Raw genomic sequence first — 20639 nt, forward strand, 5'->3', positions numbered from 1 at the left:
CGGGAGTTGGTGTTTGATAAATTGCAGACACATGCGTTACAAAGAGGTCCGTAAATTAATCTGAACAGAAATATTAACAAAAATTAAAACAAAATAATCCACTGAAAAACAACTAATTAAAAGTTTTAAAAATAAAAAATATCAAAAAGTCTATTGTTTTAGTGGACTAATAAAAATATATGTTCTATATTTGCAACCGTATTCAGGAAAAGAAATAAAATGATACAAGGATTTAAACATCGGTCAGTAAAGAAACAGACCATCAAAACTATGATGATGTGCAACTGTATGCCTATGCATCAGAAATCCCGTGGCTGACCTTAAATTAAATTACCATATTCTAAAGGCCTTACCACGTTGTAGGGCCTTTTTATTTTAATGCACATTATACAAAATATAGAGATGAGCACTTCTAAAAACAGCTGGCTGGTACCAGTAGCATTTATCAATATTTACGTGATTTGGGGAATTACATTTCTTGCCATTTCATTTGGTCTGAAAGGGTTTCCTCCTTTTATTCTTTCCGGATTCCGCTTTTTGGCAGCAGGACTTTTGATGATCGGCTGGCTGCTGGCTAAGGGTGAAAAAGCCAATTCTCTGATCAACTGGAAGAAAAATGCCATCACAGGAATACTTATCCTTACGGGTGGAACAGGTCTTGTAGCCTGGGGTGAGCAATATGTATCGGCTTCTGAAGCTGCGATTGCCATTGCTACAGGGCCATTCTGGTTTATTGCTATTGACAGGAAGAACTGGAAATATTATTTTTCAGACAAATTTATCCCGATCGGTCTGATCATAGGTTTTGCAGGCTTGATCTTATTCCTGAACGGAAGCGTTTCCGGTGCACACCATGCAGCGACAGGCAGCCGCCTTCGTATCACCGCTTTCATTGTGCTGGCATTAAGTTCTGTAGCATGGGTTCTGGGATCTTTATATTCAAAGAAAAATCCGTCCTCGCATTCAACGTTTATGAATATTGCCCAGCAGCTAATCACAGCAGGTGTCGCCGCTTTTATTATTGCTGCATTCAGAAAAGAATGGCACAGCTTTTCATTCTCCAATGTTCCGGTATCGGCATGGACAGGTGTACTTTTCCTGATATTCTTCGGATCGATTGTCGCTTATTTATCTTATATATGGCTGCTTTCTGTAAAACCTGCAGCTTTGGTGAGTACACATACTTACATCAATCCTATTGTTACCGTATTGGCAGGTTGGATTGTAGCCGGACAGACCATTAACGGCAGCCAGCTGTACGGATTGTCCGTTATATTACTGGGAGTTCTTCTTACCAACGCCACCAGGTATTTCAGACTTTCAAAAAGGTCAAAAGTGAAGATAAGAAGACTGAAACGTTTTTTCAATAAGACCGCACGACCGTATCAGCCCATTTAAAATTAAAACTATACATTAAAAATGATAGAAATCAAAAACATTTCAAAAACATTTCATCAGAAGAAGCAGTCCTTCAAAGCACTGGATCAGGTAAGCCTGAGCATAGAAAAGGGAGATATTGTTGGAATCATCGGATTTTCCGGAGCTGGAAAAAGCACTTTGATCCGTACCGTGAATCTTCTGGAAAGACCTGATGAAGGCCAGATTATCATCAATGGAAGAGACTTTACTAAGCTAAGCTCAAAACAGCTTGCGGGTGAGCGGAAAAAAATCGGGATGATCTTCCAGCATTTTAACCTGCTTTCATCAAGAACTGTTTTTGATAATGTAGCCCTTTCATTAGAACTGGATCATGTCAGTAAGAATGAGATCAACAGAAAAGTAAATGAACTGCTGAAGATCGTTGGACTGGAAGAAAAAGCCAATGATTATCCAAGGAGCCTTTCGGGTGGACAGAAACAGAGGGTAGCCATTGCAAGAGCATTAGCCAATGATCCCTATCTTCTTCTATGTGACGAAGCTACGAGCGCGCTGGATCCCGCAACTACACAGTCTATTCTGCAGCTTTTAAGGGATATTAACCAAAGGCTCGGCATCACTATTCTGCTGATTACCCACGAAATGGAAGTTATCAAGGCGGTCTGCAATCATGTGGCTGTTATTGACAAAGGAAAATTATTAGCAAAAGGAACATTAAGCGAGATCATTTCGGATAAAGAAAATCCGGTGATCCGACAATTTATAAATTCAGATATCATGACGATTCCTCAGGAACTCAATAAAAAACTGCAGAAAGAGCCACAGGACGGTTTATTTCCGCTGGTTGAAATAGAACTCAACGAAAATATCAGTGTTGAAAAACTGCTTTCAACGCTTTATGACCAATATAAAATACCTTACCGGCTTCTGAAAGCTGATGTAGAATATCTCGGTAATTCAAACTTCGGAAAACTTCTGCTTCAACTGCAGGGAGAAACCGAGGAAAACCAGAAAGCAATCTACTATTTTAACCAGAATAAAATTCAAAATACAGTAAAAGGATATGCTTAGTGATGCGGTAATCTCTCTTTTAGGAAAGGGACTTTGGGAAACGGTTTATATGACATTTGTTTCAGGATTTTTTGGATTTGTTTTAGGTCTACCGGTCGGGATTCTATTATTTTTAACTAGGAAAGGGCAGCTGTTGGAAAATGCAGTGTATTACAGAGTCATCTCTATTCTGGTTAATATTTTCCGGTCTATTCCTTTTATTATTTTAATTGTCTGGATGATCCCTTTTACGAGAGTGATCATAGGAACTTCAATAGGAATGAATGCAGCCTTAGTTCCACTGAGTGTAGGAGCAGCTCCGTTTATCGCCAGACTGGTGGAAAACAGCCTTCTTGAGGTTCCACATGGCTTGATAGAAACTGCAAGAGCGTTAGGGGCATCTCCTTTACAGATCATCCAGAAGGTACTGCTTCCGGAAGCGCTTCCTTCCCTGATCAACAATGCCGCTATTACCCTGATCACTCTGGTAGGTTATTCTGCGATGGGTGGAGCACTGGGAGCCGGCGGATTAGGACAGATTGGTTATCAGTACGGGTATATCGGGTATGATGCGGTGATTATGAATGTGGTACTCGTACTGTTGGTGGCACTGGTATTTATCATACAGTTTGCAGGAGACAGATTGGCAAAGAAGTTTGATCACAGGTAAGTAAAAGGGAGAAAGCATTAAGGTGAATTTCTCTTTACCAGCAAATATTCAATTAAAATAACGACAGGTGGTTTCGAGAGTCTCAGCCACCTTTTAATCATAAATAATCTAATGAAAAAGATAAAAACAATAGCCCTTTTAATGGCTGGGCTTTTCCTATTCAATGCATGTTCCGGAAAGAAAGATGACCCGAACCATATTGTAGTAGGAATTACCTACGGTCCGGAACTGGAAATTGCCGAAGCAGCTAAAAAAGTAGCCAAAGAAAAATACAATCTTGATGTGGAGCTGATTCCTTTCAATGATTATGTAGTCCCAAACGAGGCTTTGAACAACGGAGATATTGAAGCCAATGCTTTCCAGCATGTTCCTTACCTGAACGAACAGTCGAAGCAGAGAGGCTACAAACTGGCTGTGGTAGGAAATACTTTCGTTTATCCTATTGTAGCCTATTCTAAGAAAATCCGAACAATCAGCCAACTTCAGAACGGAAGCACCGTCGTCATTCCGAATGATCCGACCAACGGCGGACGCTCACTTCTTTTGCTTCAGAAAAACGGGCTTTTAAAATTAAAAGAAGGAATCGGACTTCTTCCCAAAGTCACAGATATTACTGAAAATCCAAAACAGCTGAGAATTCTTGAGATTGAAGCGCCACAGCTTCCGAGAGTACTGGATGATAAAGAAGTGGTTATTGCTGTTATCAATAACAATTTTGCATCCCAGGCTGGTTTGGATGCTGCTAAACAGGGGGTATTCAGTGAGGATAAAGATTCACCATACGTCAATGTAATCGTTGCGACCCATGACAATAAAAATTCCGCTAAAGTCAAAAACTTTGTAAAAGCCTACCAGTCTGATGAAGTGGCTAAAAAAGCTGAGGAAATCTTCAAAGGAGGGGCAGTGAAGGGATGGGAAAATCATGAGTAATATGCTTTTGCAGGTATAGAGGTTTGAGAGTCGGAGAGTTTTAGAGTTTTAGAATTTCGGAGTGCAGAGTATATCGTAACAGAGAACTCAAACCTCCGGAGCACGAAACTATACACTCCAACTCTCAAACCCCTATACTCTCAAACTTTGAGACTCGAGATCAAAAAAATTTATTGGTTAAAAATTATTTTCTCAATTTGAGATAATAAAAATTTTACTTACTTTTGTTGTTAATCAATAAAAAGGCATTTTATGTTCAAGAAAACCGCCATTGTAAGTTTATTCACTTTTATTGCTGCTTCATATATGGCCCAGACTCATACCCAACCCGTTTATTTAGATGAATCAAAACCTGTAGAGCAGCGTATTCAGGATGCTCTTTCGAGAATGACCGTGGAAGAAAAAGTGGCTATGCTGCATGCACAGTCCAAGTTCAGTTCGCCCGGCGTTCCAAGACTGGGAATTCCTGAATTCTGGACCACAGACGGTCCTCACGGAGTACGTCCGGAAGTGATGTGGGACGAATGGGACCAGGCCGGATGGACGAACGACTCCATCATTGCCTACCCTGCCCTGACAGCACTTTCTGCAACATGGAACAAGAAAATGTCCTGGAATTACGGGAAAGCCTTAGGGGAAGAAGCCCGATACAGAAAAAAAGATATTCTTCTGGGACCCGGTGTTAATATCTACAGAACACCTTTGAACGGAAGAAACTTCGAATATATGGGTGAAGACCCTTACCTGACTTCAAAAATGGTGGTTCCGTATATCAAAGGAGTACAATCCAATGGTGTGGCCACTTCTGTAAAGCATTTTGCTTTAAATAACCAGGAAATGTTCCGACATACAAGCAACGTAAATATTGATGACAGAACGTTATATGAGATCTACCTTCCCCCTTTTAAAGCGGCGGTAACTGAAGGAGACTCATGGACGATCATGGGCGCTTATGATATGTACAAAAACCAGTATGCCAGCCAAAACCAGTATCTTTTAAATGACATTCTGAAAAAGGAATGGGGCTACAAAGGCGTTGTGGTATCAGACTGGGGAGCGGTAAACAATACGGAACAGGCAATCCACAACGGATTAGACCTTGAATTCGGAAGCTGGACGAACGGACTTTCTGCAGGGACAAAAAATGCCTACGACAATTATTATTTGGCAAAACCTTATTTGGATCTTATCAAAGCCGGAAAAGTAGGAACACAGGAGCTTGACGATAAAGTGACCAGACTACTTCGTTTAGCCTACAAAACTACGATGAACAGGAACAAACCTTTCGGGAATATCGCTTCTGAAGAGCATAAAGCCGTAGCCAAAGAGATCGGGGAAGAAGGAATTGTATTGCTGAAAAATCAGGGAAATGTACTTCCTATCGATCTTAATAAAGCTAAAAAAATTGCGGTGATCGGTGAAAATGCCATCAAGATCATGACCGTCGGCGGAGGTTCTTCCTCTTTAAAGGTAAAATATGAAACACTTCCGCTGGACGGAATCAAGTCCAGATTTGGAAAGCAGGCCGACGTGCAGTATGCAAGAGGTTATGTAGGGGACATCGGGGGTGAATATAACGGGGTGAAATCCGGACAGAACCTGAAAGACGACCGTTCTGCATCTGAATTACTGAACGAAGCTGTAGAATTGGCCAGGAAGTCCGACTATGTGATTTTCGTTGGAGGACTGAATAAATCTGATTTCCAGGACAGTGAAGGTAACGACAGAAAAAGTTATGGACTACCCTATAATCAGGACAATTTGATTTCTGCATTAGCGAAAGCAAATAAAAATCTTGCAGTGGTTCTGGTTTCCGGAAATGCAGTGGCTATGCCTTGGATTAAAGAAGTTCCTTCTGTTGTACAGTCGTGGTATCTTGGTTCCGAGGCCGGAAATTCTATTGCTTCTGTATTGGCTGGTGATGCAAATCCGTCAGGAAAACTTCCGTTTACTTTTCCTGTGAAGCTGGAAGAAAATTCGGCGCATAAACTGGGAGAATATCCCGGACAGAAAGATGAACTGGCTGCAGGAAAAGGAAAAGACCAGAAAAATCCGATCAATATTACCTATAACGAAGGTGTTTTTGTGGGTTACCGCTGGCACGACACAAAAAAGATCAAACCTTTATTCAGTTTCGGACATGGATTGAGCTATACCACATTTGAGTTTGGAAAGGCTTCTGCTGATAAAACAGTGATGTCTCAGGACGATAAAATTACATTCACTGTGACAGTAAAAAATACAGGAAAGAAAGCAGGTGCTGAAGTTGCACAACTTTATATCAGTGATATCAAAGCTTCTGTCCCGCGCCCTGCAAAGGAACTGAAAGGTTTTGAAAAGGTTTATTTAAATCCTGGTGAACAGAAAGAAGTGATTTTCACAATTGATAAAACAGCATTAAGCTATTTTGATGCAGACAAGCACGAATGGACAGCTGAACCTGGAGATTTTGAAGCGCAGATCGGGAATTCTTCAGATGGAATTAAGACAAAGGTGAAGTTTACGCTGAAGTAATCATTATTAATATATTTAATATCAAAGCAGGTTCTACGGGATCTGCTTTTTCTGTAAAACCATTCTGCATTCTAAACAAAAGAACGAAAAATTCAAGACCTAGAACTTTCCGCTAAAAATGAAATTTGTTCTCTAAAAACTCTTGCAGAATTACTCTATATTAAAAGTCATAATTTTATCCGGATTGATAGTATCAAATGATACTATCAAGAACCTTAATCACTTCATCCACAAAAAAATGCCCGGATCTCTCCGGACATCGCAAATTTACAAGGATTAAAAAACAGATATGCTAGTTGGCACTCTCAAAATAATGGATCATCCCGCCTTCAGGAAGATGATATTTCTGTGTATTAATTTCTGACTCTTCATTACCACTGTTTTCCAAAAAGGAATTGCTGAAAAGAGCATAAGATGGCTGCTCGGCAAATTCATTTTTCAACATCTGATGAGCTTCTACTATTGTTTTGCCATAAAGCTTTTTAAAATTCCCGATCGTATACTGTGAAAATTTTCCATAGTGGACAATGAATTTCAGCGACATGTCGATGGCTGTACTGAGTTCCTGGCTTAACTCTTTAATCTTTTGGTTAAATGCATTCCGCATGTTCCAGAGCATTTTTGAAATACGCTCATAAGACGGATGATTGTCGTACCTGTAAAATAAAATGGCGTCGCCCTCGATTTCTGAAATCTCAAAATACTGATCATTCATATCAATCAGCGTAGATAGGAGTTGTCTTACAATATATTCTCCTGTATAAAGTTTGGTATTGAACACAAATTCAGTAAACCCGCTGAAATCAGGAATAAGAATGATACCCTCATGTATATTTGTATTCTTCATAATGATTTAGTTTAAAAACCTGCTGCATTATGATAGACGAAGCAGGTTTCATTTTACTTTACTGCCAGCCGCCGCCAACCGCTCTGTACAGAGAAGTGATGGCATTCAATCGTTGTGCTTTCAGGGAAGCCAGATCCAGTTCTGCCTGAAGCTTATTGCTTTGCGCAATGATCACCTCCACATAAGTCGCTGAATTGTATTTAAATAAAATATCAGCTTTTTTCACGGCCTCACCGGATTTCACGGCCAGCCCTTCTGCAATTTTCTGCTGTTCTTCCAGCTTCTGAATCTGGACCAGTGCATCAGAAACTTCTCCAACCGCTTTTAAAACGGACTGCTTAAAATTAATTTCAGCCTGATCTGCCAGCACTTTAGACTGCTCATACTGTGTTTTCAGCTGTTTCCCGTTTAAAATAGGCTGTGCAATCATGCCCGCCGCCATTCCGAAAAGGGAACCGGGAACACTGAACCAGTGGCTTGCCTGAAATGCATTCAGCCCGCCCTGAGCTGTGATATTCAGGGAAGGGTACATACTCATTTTTGCGACATGAATAGCTGCTGCACTTTTCCTTACTTCAAGTTCAGCAGTTTTAATATCAGGCCGGTAGCTTAATAATTCTGACGGGATTCCTGCTGCAATTCTGTCCGGCGACTGTACATTATTGAGGCTTGCGCTTCTTTCAATCTTATCAGGCATGGAGCCTGTAAGCAGACTCAGTGCATTTTCCTGAACCGCAATAGAACTTTCAATAGCAGGGACCGTTTTTAAAATCTGATCTTTCACTATTTCCTGTTGCTGTACAGCTAAAGCGGTCGTTAAGCCCAATTCCTGCTGCTTGGTTAAAAACTTCAGTGTTGTATCAGAATATTCCAGATTGGATTTTGTAATCTGAAGTTGGGTATCCAGCATCAGTAAATTATAATATCCCTGTACAACAGATGCTACCAGCTGGGTTTTAACCGCCTTGGCTGCTTCCTGGGTTTTCAGATATTCTGTCAGAGCCTGTTCTTTTCTTCCTTTGATCTTCCCCCAGATGTCTGCTTCCCATGAAATGTTCACAGATGTTGTATAATCTTCCGTATATTTTTTCCCCATAAACTGCCCTGCCATTATTCCATTCATACTGTTGTCCGAAGGGCGGCTGATACTGGCATTCGCAACGGTTGCACTGATCGTGGGAACATTCCCCCACTTGCTTTGGTTATAAGCAAGGGAGGCATATTCTATCTGTTTCAATGCAACAAGAAAGTCATTATTCTGTGCGATGGCTTTATCAATAAGGTTGATCAGAACAGGATCTTTAAAAAAATCTCTGTAGCTGGTTTTTGCTATGTTTTCCTGAGTTTCTGCAACAATACTGTCATTTCTGAAGGCTTCAGGTATTTTCATTTCAGGCTGTTCATACTTCTGAACTTTGCACGAAACGGCAACTCCTGAGATCAATGCGAAATATGCTATGTTTTTAATTGAATTCATTTTAATAATCATTTGGATTAATATTCCCAGTCTGCTGCTGTCACTACTTTCCCGCTCATTCTTTCATGTAAGGCCTGGAAGACTACAAAAAGTACAGGAACCACAAATATCCCTAAAACAGTTCCGAAAATCATCCCTGAAACTGCAGCATATCCAATAGAATGGTTTCCTAAAGCCGAAGGTCCTATTACAAACAGTAAGGGAAGAAGTCCGGCAATAAATGCCAATGAGGTCATCAGGATCGGACGCAAACGGGCTTTGGCTCCTTCTACCGCAGAAGCAATAAGGCTTTTCCCTGCTCTTCTACGCTGAATGGCAAATTCCACAATCAGAATTCCGTTTTTCGCTAATAAACCAATGAGCATTACCAAAGCGATCTGTACGTAAATGTTGTTGGACAGGTCTGCCATCGTAATTCCTACAAATACACCTGATAAACCTACAGGAATGGCAATAAGCACAGCCAATGGAAGTACATAACTTTCATACTGGGCCGATAAAAGAAAGAAAACAAAGATAATACACAGTCCGAAGATCATTACCGACTGTGAACCTGCACTTACCTCTTCACGGCTCATCCCTTTATAATCGTAAGTATATCCCGGAGGAAGTACCTGCTTGCTTACCTCGTCAATAGCTGCCATTGCCTGTCCCGTACTGAATCCGGGAGCCGGCATTACCGTTAGATTCGAAGAGTTGAACAGATTGAAACGGTCTACTACTTCTGCTCCTGTTACCTGTTTTAAGCTAACCAATGTGTTGATAGGAACCATTTCTCCTAAATTATTTTTAACGAAAATACCGTTCAGTGATTCTTTATCTTCTCTCATTTCAGGAGTAGACTGAACCAAAACTCTGTAGTATTTCCCGAACCGGTTGAAATCCGAAGACTGAATACTCCCGTAATACCCCTGCATTACACCCAATACATCGGAAACATTCACGCCAAGCTGCGCTGCTTTCACCTCATCTACCAGCACTTCAAACTGCGGATAGGTTACATCAAAAGTTGTAAACGCAACCGCCACTTCCGGTCTCTGCATCAAGGCACCCATCATTCCGTAAGAAATATTTCCAAGATTCTGAAGTTCCCCGTTCGTACGGTCCTGAAGCACAAGCTCCATTCCGCTGGTATTTCCGAAACCGTCTACTGTAGGCGTATTGATGACAAGAAAATTTGCTCTTTTATCCTGTGAAAGTGTTCCCTGCACCTGACCGATGATGTCATTGATATTACTTACATTTCCTCTTTCCTCCGTTTTTTTCAGTTTAACGAAAATAGAAGCCGCGGAAGATGACATGGACCCACTGAATAAGTTCAGCCCGTCCACAGAAATTACTTTTTCCACTGCCGGATTTTTCATTAACAGGTCTTCGGTATCAGAAACTACTTTAGTCGTTCTGTCTTTGGATGCTCCCGGAGCAAGATTGGCCGTTACGATGATAAAACTCTGGTCTTCATCAGGAATAAATCCTTTAGGCGTTGTCATAGACATCCATACAAACAGTCCTCCGAATACAAGAATAAGGATCCCCGCTACCCATTTTCTTTTTAATAGGAATAGAATTGCTTTTCCGTAACGGAAGGTCAGTTTATTAAAACTTGCATTAAACCCGGCAAAGAAACGGTCTTTAAAGTTCATTTTCTCATGAGTACCCGGATGGTGCTGTTTCAAAAATATAGCACACAAAGCAGGGCTCAACGTCAATGCATTAATAGCTGAAATCACAATGGCAATCGCTAATGTCAGGGCAAACTGCTGATAAAACAATCCCGTAGAACCACTCATAAAAGCTACCGGGACGAATACCGCAGACATCACTAATGTAATGGAGACAATAGCTCCTGTAATCTCACTCATCGCCGACATGGTCGCAGCCCTTGGGTTAAGCTTTTTATGTTCCATTTTAGCATGGACTGCTTCCACGACGACAATGGCGTCATCCACCACAATACCAATGGCCAGTACCAGGGCGAACAACGTCAGGATATTAATAGAAAAACCAAACAAATTCATAAAGAAGAAAGTTCCCACAATAGACACCGGAACCGCAATAGCAGGGATTAGCGTAGAGCGGAAATCCTGCAGGAAGATGTATACCACGATGAATACCAGGATAAATGCCTCGATCAAAGTATGGATTACCTGATCAATAGACTGGTCCAGTGCTTCTTTTGTAGCATAGGGAATTTCATAATTCATTCCCTCCGGGAACGATTTTTCAAGTTCCTTCATTCTCTCCTGAAGGGCGATCTGTACCTCGTTGGCATTAGATCCGGCCATCTGGAAAATCGCCATCGTTACCGACGGTTTTTTGTTGAAATTAGAAGAAACGGTATAACTATATGCCCCAAATTCTACTTTGGCAACATCTTTTAGCTTTAAAACAGAACCATCGTTCAATGCTTTAATTGTAATATTCTCATACTGTTCTGGCTCAGTGAATTTTCCTTTGTAACGAAGGACATATTCCATCGCTTCCTTACTTCTTTCCCCGAATCTTCCCGGAGCCGCCTCAAGGTTCTGCGTCTGGATCGCCCGTGAAACATCTGAAGGCGTAAGGTTGTAGGAAGTCAGTTTATTGGGATCAAGCCATACTCTCATGGAGTAATCTTTGTTTCCGTATACCATGGCATCTCCTACTCCTTTTACTCTTTTCAGTTCGGGAACGATATTGATTTTAGCATAGTTCTCAAGGAAAAGATCATCCATTGTACCATCTTTACTGGTCAGTGAAACCATGGCGATCATACTGTTCTGTCTTTTCACCGTTGTGATTCCGGCCTGAATAACTTCTGCCGGAAGCTGATTGGTTACCTGCGCCACTCTATTCTGAACGTTAATCGCAGCCTGGTCCGGATCCGTACCCAGTTTAAAGATTACGGTAATACTTAAAGTACCGTCATTACTGGCTGTGGATGTAATATAATCCATGTTTTCCACCCCGTTGATGGCATTTTCCAAGGGTGGCGCCACGGACCTGGCAATCGTTTCTGCATTGGCTCCGGGATACGCTGCAGTTACCATTACGGTAGGCGGAGCGATATCAGGAAATTTGGTGATCGGAAGGCTGACCATACCGACGATACCCAGAATAACAAGCAACACGGAGATTACCGTTGCCAGTACGGGTCTTTTTATAATTGTCTTTAACATGATTTTTTCTTACGATTTTTTCGGTTGGGCATTCTTCTTCTGAGCAACTACCGGCGTTCCCGGCTGCAGCCTGTCGAAACCAGCTACAATATACTCGTCACCGGCTTTCAGTCCTTTTGAAACGATGAAATTATCACCAGCTTTTCCGGTTACTTCCACCGGAAGCATTACTGCTTTTCCGCCTTTGATAGAGAACACAAAGATCTTATCCTGAATGGTTCTCGTAGAAGCTATGGGAAGCAAAACCACATGACTGTAAAACTGATTCATTACAATTTTTCCGGTATTCCCGCTTCTCAAAAGATTGTCCGGATTGGTAAATTTTGCTCTTAACGTGATGGAACCTGTAGTTTTGTTGAACTGCCCTTCTACAGCATCTATTTTTCCGGTCTGTGCATATTTCTCGCCTCCGGAAAGCAATAGGGAAACAACCGGCGTATTTTTGATGATCTCACTGATATTACTTCCTGCCTGCTGTTTCTGGAAGCTGTTAAAATCATTTTCACTCATGCTGAAATAAGTATAAACCTCGTGAATATCAGATAAAAGTGTGATCGGTTCCTGATTGGAGGGCGTCATCAAACTTCCCAGACGGTAATTGAATCTCCCGATAAATCCGCTTACCGGAGCTTTAATGGTAGAAAAATTAAGATTGATCTTTGCTGATTCAATGGCAGATACCGACTGACTTACGGCTCCTCTGGCTGCGTTGTAAGCTGCTTCCGCTTCTTTTACCTGGATATCAGAAACCATTTTATTTCTTAATAATTCCTTTTTCCTGTCGAGATCAATTTTCGAAGTGGAAAGATTGGCCTGCGCTGTGATCAGTACTGCCTGAGCGCTTTTCATCTGCTCACGGAAGATCTGGTCTTCTATTTTGAAAAGCGGCTGTCCCGCTCTTACATAATCTCCTTCATCTACAAAGATCTTACTTAAATATCCCGTAACCTGCGGTCTTATTTCTACATTGGAGATTCCTTCCACTGATGCTGCATATTCCCTGGAAACAGAAGCGTCTCCCTGCTTCACTTTATCTACCGGAAGTTCGGGGGCCTGCTGTTGATAAGACTGATTTTGATTGTTTTTCCTGCATCCTGCCAAGACGATCAGCGCGAGGAAAAGTATAGTTGATTTTTGAATAAAAAATCTCTGCATAACAATATTCCTTTAAATTTACCCGGCAAAATTCGCCCTAAAAAAATTCAACCGAAATATTCAAAAAACTCCTTATTTTGTCGAAAAGACTCCTAATTCTTTAAAACATGAGAAATATCATTTAATACCTTTTAGTAAAATACACAAAGAATATAATTCTACTTTTTACATCAAAAAATATTAACAATTTAGCAAAAAGACATCAAAATCAAGTATTAAACCCATTAAAGGATTGATTATCAATATAAATCATCTTTTTTATATTCCAATGGCGACCTTCCTGTATGCTTTTTAAAGAATTTACTGAAAGATGCCTGATCAGAAAACTTCAGCTCTACAGCAACATGACTGACATTGAGGTTCGGATTTTTGAGAAGAAGTCTGGCTTCTACAGCCAATACCTGATGAATGATATCACGTGGTGATTTGAACATCGTTTTATTGATTACTTTGGTCAGATATTTACGGCTGATACATAGTTTGTCTGCATAAAACTGTACATTATGCTCATCTTTAAAATGTTCCCGGACGAGGGTAAAAAAGCTGGTCGTCAGTTCATCCTCACGATGGGTTACCTGATGCGGTTTTTCAATTTTCTTAAAATAATTGTCGATTTCATAGATCACCAGAGAAAAGTGATGCCAGATCATTTCATTGAAGTAATAATTTTCTTTTTCTGTATTGTTCAGTACTTTCAGTTCATCAACGTGGAAATTCAGTCTTCTGTAGAGATCGGGTTCATTCCTGATAATGTGTGTAGGATCTGCTGAAAGGCTTTTCAGTACATTATTCGACTTATAGTTAAACCCCGCATCAGAAATAAAATCCAGGGAAAAGAAAATATATTTAGCCCTGTAATCTTCTGAGATCATATCCACCCAGAATATTTCTGAAAAAGGGCAGAAAATGATATCACCTTCAGATACACCATAGCTCTTGTCATCAAGTCTGAAACGGATTCCTCCCTGCTGTACCATAAAAATGCAGAAATAATCTGAACGGTAAGGGGTATTGAGCTTTATGGCATAATTAGCCTTATCAATTTCCATCACCACAAATTCCTTTATCCTGAGATCAAACTCTACTTCATTAAGAAGTTCTTCAAAAGTAAATAAGGACACAAATTCTACGGGGTCTGTGGTGGACTTTTTAGCCATTAAGAATGAATTAGAGTACGAAATTAGGCTATTTGTATGAATGAGACAAAACGCAGATAAGCTAAAAGACAGAAGAATGAAGAGAAAGTACTTTCTTTATACTTCAATAATCAGCTCTTTTTCATACCCATTATATTTTTCATCAATATAGCCATGCGGGTTACAAATAATTTCGGTTTTCCCGATAGAGTATCTGAATGGCGTATGGATGTGCCCATGAATCCAGTATAATGGCTGATGCTTTGTAATAAAATCTTCCATATCAGAAGCATAGGCAGCGGTAAGGGGATCTTCTTTGTACTGTTCCGGGACAGATTGAATGCTCGGCGCATGGTGGGTAACGACAATATTTTGTAAGCCTCCAGAGTTTTCCAGACTTTCTTTTAACCAGAGCTTTGAAAACTGATGAATTCTAAACGTATCAATGGTCCTCATTTTTGAATACGAAGGATCCCGCCTGATCTTTTTATAATCATTCATTTTCGGCTGACAGATCATTCCGTAATGTAAGGGATTTCCAAAAATAGAAAAGTCGGTCCACAGTGTGGCTCCGTGAAATCGGATACCGTCAATATCTACAGCTTCATTTTCAAGAACAAAAATATTTGAACCTTCGGTAGCTTGCTTTATTTTGTTTAATGTTTTAGGATAGGAGCCTTTATAATATTCATGATTTCCCAGAACATACACAACAGGTTTGTTCATGATTTTCGACTTGATCCATTCAATTCCTTTTGTTCCCAGATTAATATCTCCGGCTAATACGACTATATCTGCATGGTCAAAAAATAAATCAGTTGATCCGAATTCCTGGTGAAGATCACTGATGATCTGTATTTTCATTCTGCTAAAATAAAAAGAACCGGCATTATAATACCGATCCTTTTTCATATAGTTTGTATATTTTACCTGAGTCCGGGAAAAGATTAAAATTAAACGCAATGATAAACAAGGTTTTTAAGCATTCATTTGGTTTTAAGATAAACAAAGCCGTTTCGCTTATTGATAAGCAATACACAGGGAGTTATATTGTATTACTTTGCTGAATGAAATGCCCTTGTTTACCTTACTATACATAGCAGAAAATCTACTTTGTTTGCCTTTGCGATAAGAATACAGTTGTTTTCTGACATTGCCGAATTCAGATTATTTAATAAAAACTGATTGTATCAGGACTTATTTATAAACAAATAACTGTTATACTTATATGCTCTTTTATCTTGAAACAAAGGAACCAAAAATTCAAGGCTGAAATCTTTCGCTAACAATTAAAACTTGCTTCTAAAATTCCCAAACTCGTGTGGATTTATTGCTACTGCTTCGTTTCAATAGTCTTCCCACACTCAGACACTGGGAATTTTTTAACGAATTAAATTATAATTTTCTTAACGCTACAGCTTCCAGGCCAGCATTAACGCCCACAACAAAAAAAGAACGCAGATATTTTTATAGTTATCTTCCTGATCAACAACAAGCTGTCTTCTTGTTTTCATTCAGAAAGAAGTAGTAACTCCTGCGTTAAGATTATGGATTTATTTACGAAACAGCTATTCTAGTCGGTCTGGTTTTTAAACTTTTAACAATGAAATACAGCAGCATTCCAAGAGCCAGAAGAGCATATCCAACCAGGATGATCAGACTTAAATCTCCAACTGCATATTGGGAAGGAAAGATCTGGCTCATCAAAGTCATGAACGAGAGTCCGATGCCCGCCCCAAGGAAGTAACTTGTAGAGCTCAGACTGGATGCCACACCATAATGTGAAGGTTCCACATCCTGAATTCCCATCACCGAAAGTGCTGTAAAACAGAATGTCATCCCGATTCCTGAAATACATGCAGCTCCCAGTAGAACAACAGCCAGCGGATGTCCCGTATACACAGCAATCAGTAAGGCTAAAGCTCCCGCCAGCATAAAACTCCATCCGAACACGCCCATCTGCGAAGAATTTAATCTCCTGGAAATATGAGGTAAGACAAATTTTGCTGCCAGTGCAGACATGATACTGAAAGGTACAAGCATCAGCCCGGCTGAAGCCGCAGTGTGTCCCATATCTTTCTGAAGCATTAATGAAATAAGAAACAAGAACCCTATAAAAAATGCCCCCAACATGAAGAAAACCGCATTAGAAATCTTCAGTGACCTGTGTTTCAACAACTGCAAATCGATCAGAGGCTGGGCTACAGATCTCAGTCTCATAAATACACCAGCCAAAAGCAGAACGGCAAGTACCAGAGAACCTATAATCATGAAAGAATTTTCTTTTATATGAACCAGTTCATGAGTTCCGTAGGTAAGACTCAACAGTCCTAAAACAAGCAGTATTCCGGATATAAGGTCTGTTTTCTGACCGGTTTCACTTTTTTCATCTGCAGGCAGATATTGATAGGCAAAAATTAGCGTCAGGAAAAGAACAGGCACATTGATCAGGAAAACCCAGTGCCAGCTCAGATAAGTACTGATAATTCCACCTACAGAAAGCCCGCTTCCCGAACCAATCGCCGCAAAAGAACTGAAAATCCCAATGGCACGGTTACGTTCCTGCTCTCCTCTGAACGTATTCGTCACAATGGATAAAGCTGAAGGCATAATCAAAGCTGCTCCCAGCCCCTGAAGAGCACGGAATACGGCCAAAAATTCAAAGCTATGCGAGAGTCCGGCACCTAATGAAGTCAGCATAAAAATAAGACCTCCGATAAGGAATACTTTTTTGCGCCCGATCTGATCGGAAAGCTTTCCGCCAATAATCAGAAAACCTCCGAAAAACAGTACATAAAGGGTCTGCAGCCACTGTACCGTCTCCGCTCCTATATGAAACTGCTCCTGAATAGAAGGAATCGTTAAATTAATAATGGCAATATCCAAAGCCTCCACAAAAGTTCCTACTGATGCTAATATTAATATTAAGTTTTTCCTTGTACTCATGTATTCAAATTTCCTGCAAAATTAATTTTAAAAGAACATATGTAAAAATTATATAGTAAATTTGGAACGAATTTGTATTTTAACTAATTTTAAAAGAACAAATACACTATTACCATCAACAACAAGCTTAAAAACAGAACAAATGACTGCAGAACATTATACTCCTGACGAAAAAGACCTGTCTATTCTGCGTTTGCTGCAGAAAGACTCCAAAATGAGTGTTCGTGATATCTCAGCAAGAATCAATCTGAGCCCTACTCCTACTCATGAACGCATTAAACGAATGGAAAAACTCGGAATCATCAAGGAATACACCGCTGTACTGGACCGTAAAAAAGTTAATAAAGGCATGATGGTGATCTGCATGATCGCCCTGAATGTTCACAATAAAAAAACGGCCGGAAAATTCATTGAAGAAGTTGGCAAGCTGAAAGAAGTTGTAGAGTTTTACAATATCAGCGGGGATTTTGATTTTATGCTGAAGATCCTTGCCCCGAATATGGATGAGTTCCATGAGTTTTTTGTGAATAAGCTTTCTGAAATTGAGGGGATCGGGCAGACGAAAAGTATTTTTGTAATGAACAGTATTAAGGAAAGTGTACAGATTTTATAAGTTTTACATCTAAAACCTAGCGTGAGTTTTTATCTCTCGCAGATTTAGCGGATTACGCAGATGTTTGTGGATATTAATAAGATCTTTATTCTTTATTCTTTATTCTTTATTCTTTATTCTTTATTCTTTATTCTTTATTCTTTATTCTTTATTCTTTATTCTTTATTCTTTATTCTTTATTCTTTATTCTTTATTCTTTATTCTTTATTAAATTGCTTTTAAAACTTAGAAATATCAACTTATAATAAAAGATCTGCATAATCTTACAAATCTGCAAGAGAATACATCTCAATTAAGTAAAAAAACATATTTAAGATTCTTTTAATACATAAATTTCTTCCATCTGTTACAGATTGAGTACATTGTATTCTCATTTAAAATTACAGAATATGCCCTGGAATCCTGAAATTTATAATCAGTTTAAGAATATCCGTTTCAAGCCATTCTACGATCTTACAGAGCTGATCACGAATGAAAAACATATGAAAGCAGTAGATCTCGGCTGCGGAACGGGTGAACAGACTGCCATTCTTACAGACAAGTTTCCCAATGCTGTATTTACAGGGATTGATTCTTCTCCCGAAATGCTCGAAAAATCCAAGACTCTGGAAAATGAACGGCTTCATTTCAGACTCGCTACAACAGAAGAAGTTCTGGGAGCTGATGAAAACTGGGATCTTATGTTCAGCAACGCTGCCCTGCAATGGTCCGACAACCATAAGGAGCTGTTTCCGAAGCTGATCTCCAAACTGAATACCGATGGTCAATTGGCGGTACAGATGCCTTATCAGCCGGGAAATACATTGAATAAAATTCTATTTGAACTTGCAGATGAAGAACCTTTCCGCACACAGCTTAATGGATGGAACCGCCCTTCCGCGGTGCTTACCATTGATGGATATGCACAAATCCTTTTCGATAACGGCATTCAGGATATGAATCTCTCACAGAAGGTATATCCTATTATTGCGGAAGATCATGAAACTTTATTCAGCTTTATCTCAGGATCAGCCCTGATCCCTTATCTGGAAAAGCTTGATGAGGAACAGCAAAAAACGTTTACGGAAGAATTTAAACAGCGCATCAGGAAGAATTTCCCAAAACTTCCGGCTATTTATGCTTTCAAAAGAATCCTGTTATATGGAAGGAAAAAATAAAAAAAGCCCTGTTCTTATTGAGTACAGGGCTTTGAATAATCTTTATTACTATTTCCAGTAATTCCAGACCGTTCCGTCAAAAACAGCAAAGGTTTTGCTGACTGTATCGTAACATACCATTCCCGGGTACGGACTTTTCACATTAAGATGCGGCGAAGATATTTTGGGAAGAATCATAGCTTTGTCAGGTGATTCCAGAACGAGTATTCCGTCTGCACTTCCTTCTTCAGTACCGATCACTACTCCATTTCCGGCTTCATCCGAGCCGTTAGCTATTACCGATGCTGAATTTCCCACATCACTGAGCGCTTTCCAGGTATTATTCTCGTACACCTTTACTTTGTCATCTGATGTATCAAATACAAATGTTCCGTTTGCCGGGCTGCCTGCAGGAATTCCCTGTGTTGCCGGAAGAATAAGACCTTTTGTATTCGTGGAGGTATTATTGAAATCCAGTATGGTGCTCCTGCCGTCAATGATTTCTTTTTCTATAGCCACCTGAGCATAAAAAGAATTAAAAGTCATCAATATCAGGGCTATACTTATCTTTTTTATAGGTTTCATATTATGTCAATATTAGATTAATCATTACAGCTTCTTTCGATACATTTCCATTGAGAGCCGTTGTAGAGTTTCACACAACTGTCCTGAATATCATAGACAAGCATCCCCTCTTTCGGCTCTGCAACAGCATCTCCCGGCTGAGGAGTCAGGCTTACATGCTGTACCCTGGTGATAACGAAGCCTTTAGTTTTCGACTCCAATGCGAGAAAACCATTAGGGATATTTTCAGGCCAGTTATTGGTTTTCTGCTGTATGGTGATCCCCATTTTGGTATAACCGTCAGGCGTTCCCGAAGCTCCGGGCTTGGTACAGTAATCATCTAATTCATGAACGATTTCATCCGCAAAACCGCAGGCTAATTTATCACTGGGAAGCCCGTCGGGCCAAAGACTTGGGCATGAAGCCTGGGTGGCATTTGGACCGCAGAAGCTGGCATTTCCGGGCGAAAGCCCTGTTACCGTATCCATTGCAATGGCTATAATCTGGCTGTCGTTACTGAGTATAGAGCTGCCCCCTCCGTTTACCTGGGCTTTGGCAATACAATAGGCTTTTCCCAAAGGAGCTCCAGTGTAATTTATAAAAGGATAGGTAACAGACTGCTGGCTGAAAGTTCCGCATATTTCCACAACGCTGTATGTTCCCATATCAATGGTTGAAGTAGTTCCGGGAAATGTTCCCATAAATGTAGGATCTCCCTGGGAAACCGAACCGGTAAGAGAAAGATAAGCTTTTGTTCCCAGCTTCACTTTTGAGTTCTTTTGGCTTCCGAAAACACCTATAATGATTGATCCCTCGGATTTCACACTGGCATCATCCCTGATCTCCAGGTTACCGTTAACCGTAATACCTTTTACCACAAGTGCACCTCCGGGCTCAATAATAAGAAGTGCATCCTGCGGGATGGTAATATCGTTAACCAAAGTAAGGTTCCCGGTAAGACAATAAGTCTGCCCGGCATTCATTGCCTGACCTGTGTAAGCTGTGCATTGCGCGTTCGCAATACCGTAAAAAAGAACCATTAACAAGAAAATGAATTTCCTATTAA

Annotated in this window: 16 protein-coding genes; 7 read left to right on the forward strand and 9 right to left on the reverse strand. The window is 40.2% G+C overall.

Going from position 1 to position 20639, the window contains the following annotated elements:
• Nucleotides 1–402 precede the first annotated feature (402 nt).
• From J4Q03_RS13785 to J4Q03_RS13805, 5 genes are all read left to right on the forward strand, one after another.
• Complete coding sequence (locus tag J4Q03_RS13785; RefSeq protein WP_426048713.1) at nt 403–1398, forward strand: EamA family transporter; 996 nt, start codon at nt 403–405, stop codon at nt 1396–1398.
• A gap of 21 nt (nt 1399–1419) precedes the next feature.
• The gene (locus J4Q03_RS13790) at nt 1420–2448 is read left to right on the forward strand and encodes a methionine ABC transporter ATP-binding protein (RefSeq protein WP_426048714.1); all 1029 of its coding nucleotides are present in this window, start codon (nt 1420–1422) and stop codon (nt 2446–2448) included.
• Complete coding sequence (metI, locus tag J4Q03_RS13795; RefSeq protein ID WP_426048715.1) at nt 2441–3097, forward strand: methionine ABC transporter permease MetI; 657 nt, start codon at nt 2441–2443, stop codon at nt 3095–3097. Before J4Q03_RS13790 ends, metI begins: the two co-directional genes overlap by 8 nt.
• Before the next feature lie 111 nt (nt 3098–3208).
• Nucleotides 3209–4027: a methionine ABC transporter substrate-binding lipoprotein MetQ gene (gene metQ / locus J4Q03_RS13800; protein WP_426048716.1), complete on the forward strand. Its 819-nt coding sequence runs from the start codon at nt 3209–3211 to the stop codon at nt 4025–4027.
• Nucleotides 4028–4279: 252 nt separating this feature from the next.
• Complete coding sequence (locus J4Q03_RS13805) at nt 4280–6541, forward strand: glycoside hydrolase family 3 C-terminal domain-containing protein (protein WP_426048717.1); 2262 nt, start codon at nt 4280–4282, stop codon at nt 6539–6541.
• A gap of 292 nt (nt 6542–6833) precedes the next feature.
• On the opposite strand, the gene J4Q03_RS13810 is transcribed toward J4Q03_RS13805, so the two are convergent.
• The 7 genes from J4Q03_RS13810 to J4Q03_RS13840 all read right to left on the reverse strand — a co-directional run bounded on the left by J4Q03_RS13810 (nt 6834) and on the right by J4Q03_RS13840 (nt 17260).
• Nucleotides 6834–7388 carry a DUF2652 domain-containing protein gene (locus J4Q03_RS13810; protein WP_426048718.1) on the reverse strand — a complete coding sequence of 185 codons (555 nt, stop codon included), beginning with the start codon at nt 7386–7388 and terminating at the stop codon, nt 6834–6836.
• 58 nt (nt 7389–7446) lie between these two features.
• Nucleotides 7447–8865, reverse strand: coding sequence for an efflux transporter outer membrane subunit (locus J4Q03_RS13815; RefSeq protein ID WP_426048719.1), 1419 nt, complete (start codon nt 8863–8865; stop codon nt 7447–7449).
• Nucleotides 8866–8882: 17 nt separating this feature from the next.
• Nucleotides 8883–12023: an efflux RND transporter permease subunit gene (locus tag J4Q03_RS13820; RefSeq protein WP_426048720.1), complete on the reverse strand. Its 3141-nt coding sequence runs from the start codon at nt 12021–12023 to the stop codon at nt 8883–8885.
• A gap of 9 nt (nt 12024–12032) precedes the next feature.
• Nucleotides 12033–13178: an efflux RND transporter periplasmic adaptor subunit gene (locus tag J4Q03_RS13825; RefSeq protein ID WP_426048721.1), complete on the reverse strand. Its 1146-nt coding sequence runs from the start codon at nt 13176–13178 to the stop codon at nt 12033–12035.
• A 239-nt stretch (nt 13179–13417) separates the two neighbouring features.
• Nucleotides 13418–14335 carry a helix-turn-helix domain-containing protein gene (locus J4Q03_RS13830; RefSeq protein ID WP_426048722.1) on the reverse strand — a complete coding sequence of 306 codons (918 nt, stop codon included), beginning with the start codon at nt 14333–14335 and terminating at the stop codon, nt 13418–13420.
• 96 nt (nt 14336–14431) lie between these two features.
• Nucleotides 14432–15226, reverse strand: coding sequence for a metallophosphoesterase (locus J4Q03_RS13835; RefSeq protein ID WP_426048723.1), 795 nt, complete (start codon nt 15224–15226; stop codon nt 14432–14434).
• 645 nt (nt 15227–15871) lie between these two features.
• Nucleotides 15872–17260: an MFS transporter gene (locus J4Q03_RS13840; protein WP_426048724.1), complete on the reverse strand. Its 1389-nt coding sequence runs from the start codon at nt 17258–17260 to the stop codon at nt 15872–15874.
• A gap of 142 nt (nt 17261–17402) precedes the next feature.
• Here J4Q03_RS13840 and J4Q03_RS13845 point away from each other — a divergent pair, with 142 nt between their 5' ends.
• Nucleotides 17403–17873, forward strand: coding sequence for an Lrp/AsnC family transcriptional regulator (locus J4Q03_RS13845; RefSeq protein ID WP_426048725.1), 471 nt, complete (start codon nt 17403–17405; stop codon nt 17871–17873).
• Between the two features lie 389 nt (nt 17874–18262).
• Complete coding sequence (locus J4Q03_RS13850) at nt 18263–19030, forward strand: methyltransferase domain-containing protein (protein ID WP_426048726.1); 768 nt, start codon at nt 18263–18265, stop codon at nt 19028–19030.
• Between the two features lie 48 nt (nt 19031–19078).
• Here J4Q03_RS13850 and J4Q03_RS13855 read toward each other — a convergent pair whose 3' ends face one another.
• Together J4Q03_RS13855 and J4Q03_RS13860 are read right to left on the reverse strand one after the other, a co-directional pair.
• Nucleotides 19079–19594 carry a hypothetical protein gene (locus J4Q03_RS13855; RefSeq protein WP_426048727.1) on the reverse strand — a complete coding sequence of 172 codons (516 nt, stop codon included), beginning with the start codon at nt 19592–19594 and terminating at the stop codon, nt 19079–19081.
• A gap of 17 nt (nt 19595–19611) precedes the next feature.
• Nucleotides 19612–20613 (reverse strand): hypothetical protein, encoded by a 1002-nt coding sequence (locus J4Q03_RS13860; protein WP_426048728.1) that lies wholly within the window; start codon nt 20611–20613, stop codon nt 19612–19614.
• Nucleotides 20614–20639: the final 26 nt, after the last annotated feature.

Source organism: Chryseobacterium sp. NFX27, from assembly GCF_049887855.1.
Lineage (GTDB): Bacteria > Bacteroidota > Bacteroidia > Flavobacteriales > Weeksellaceae > Chryseobacterium.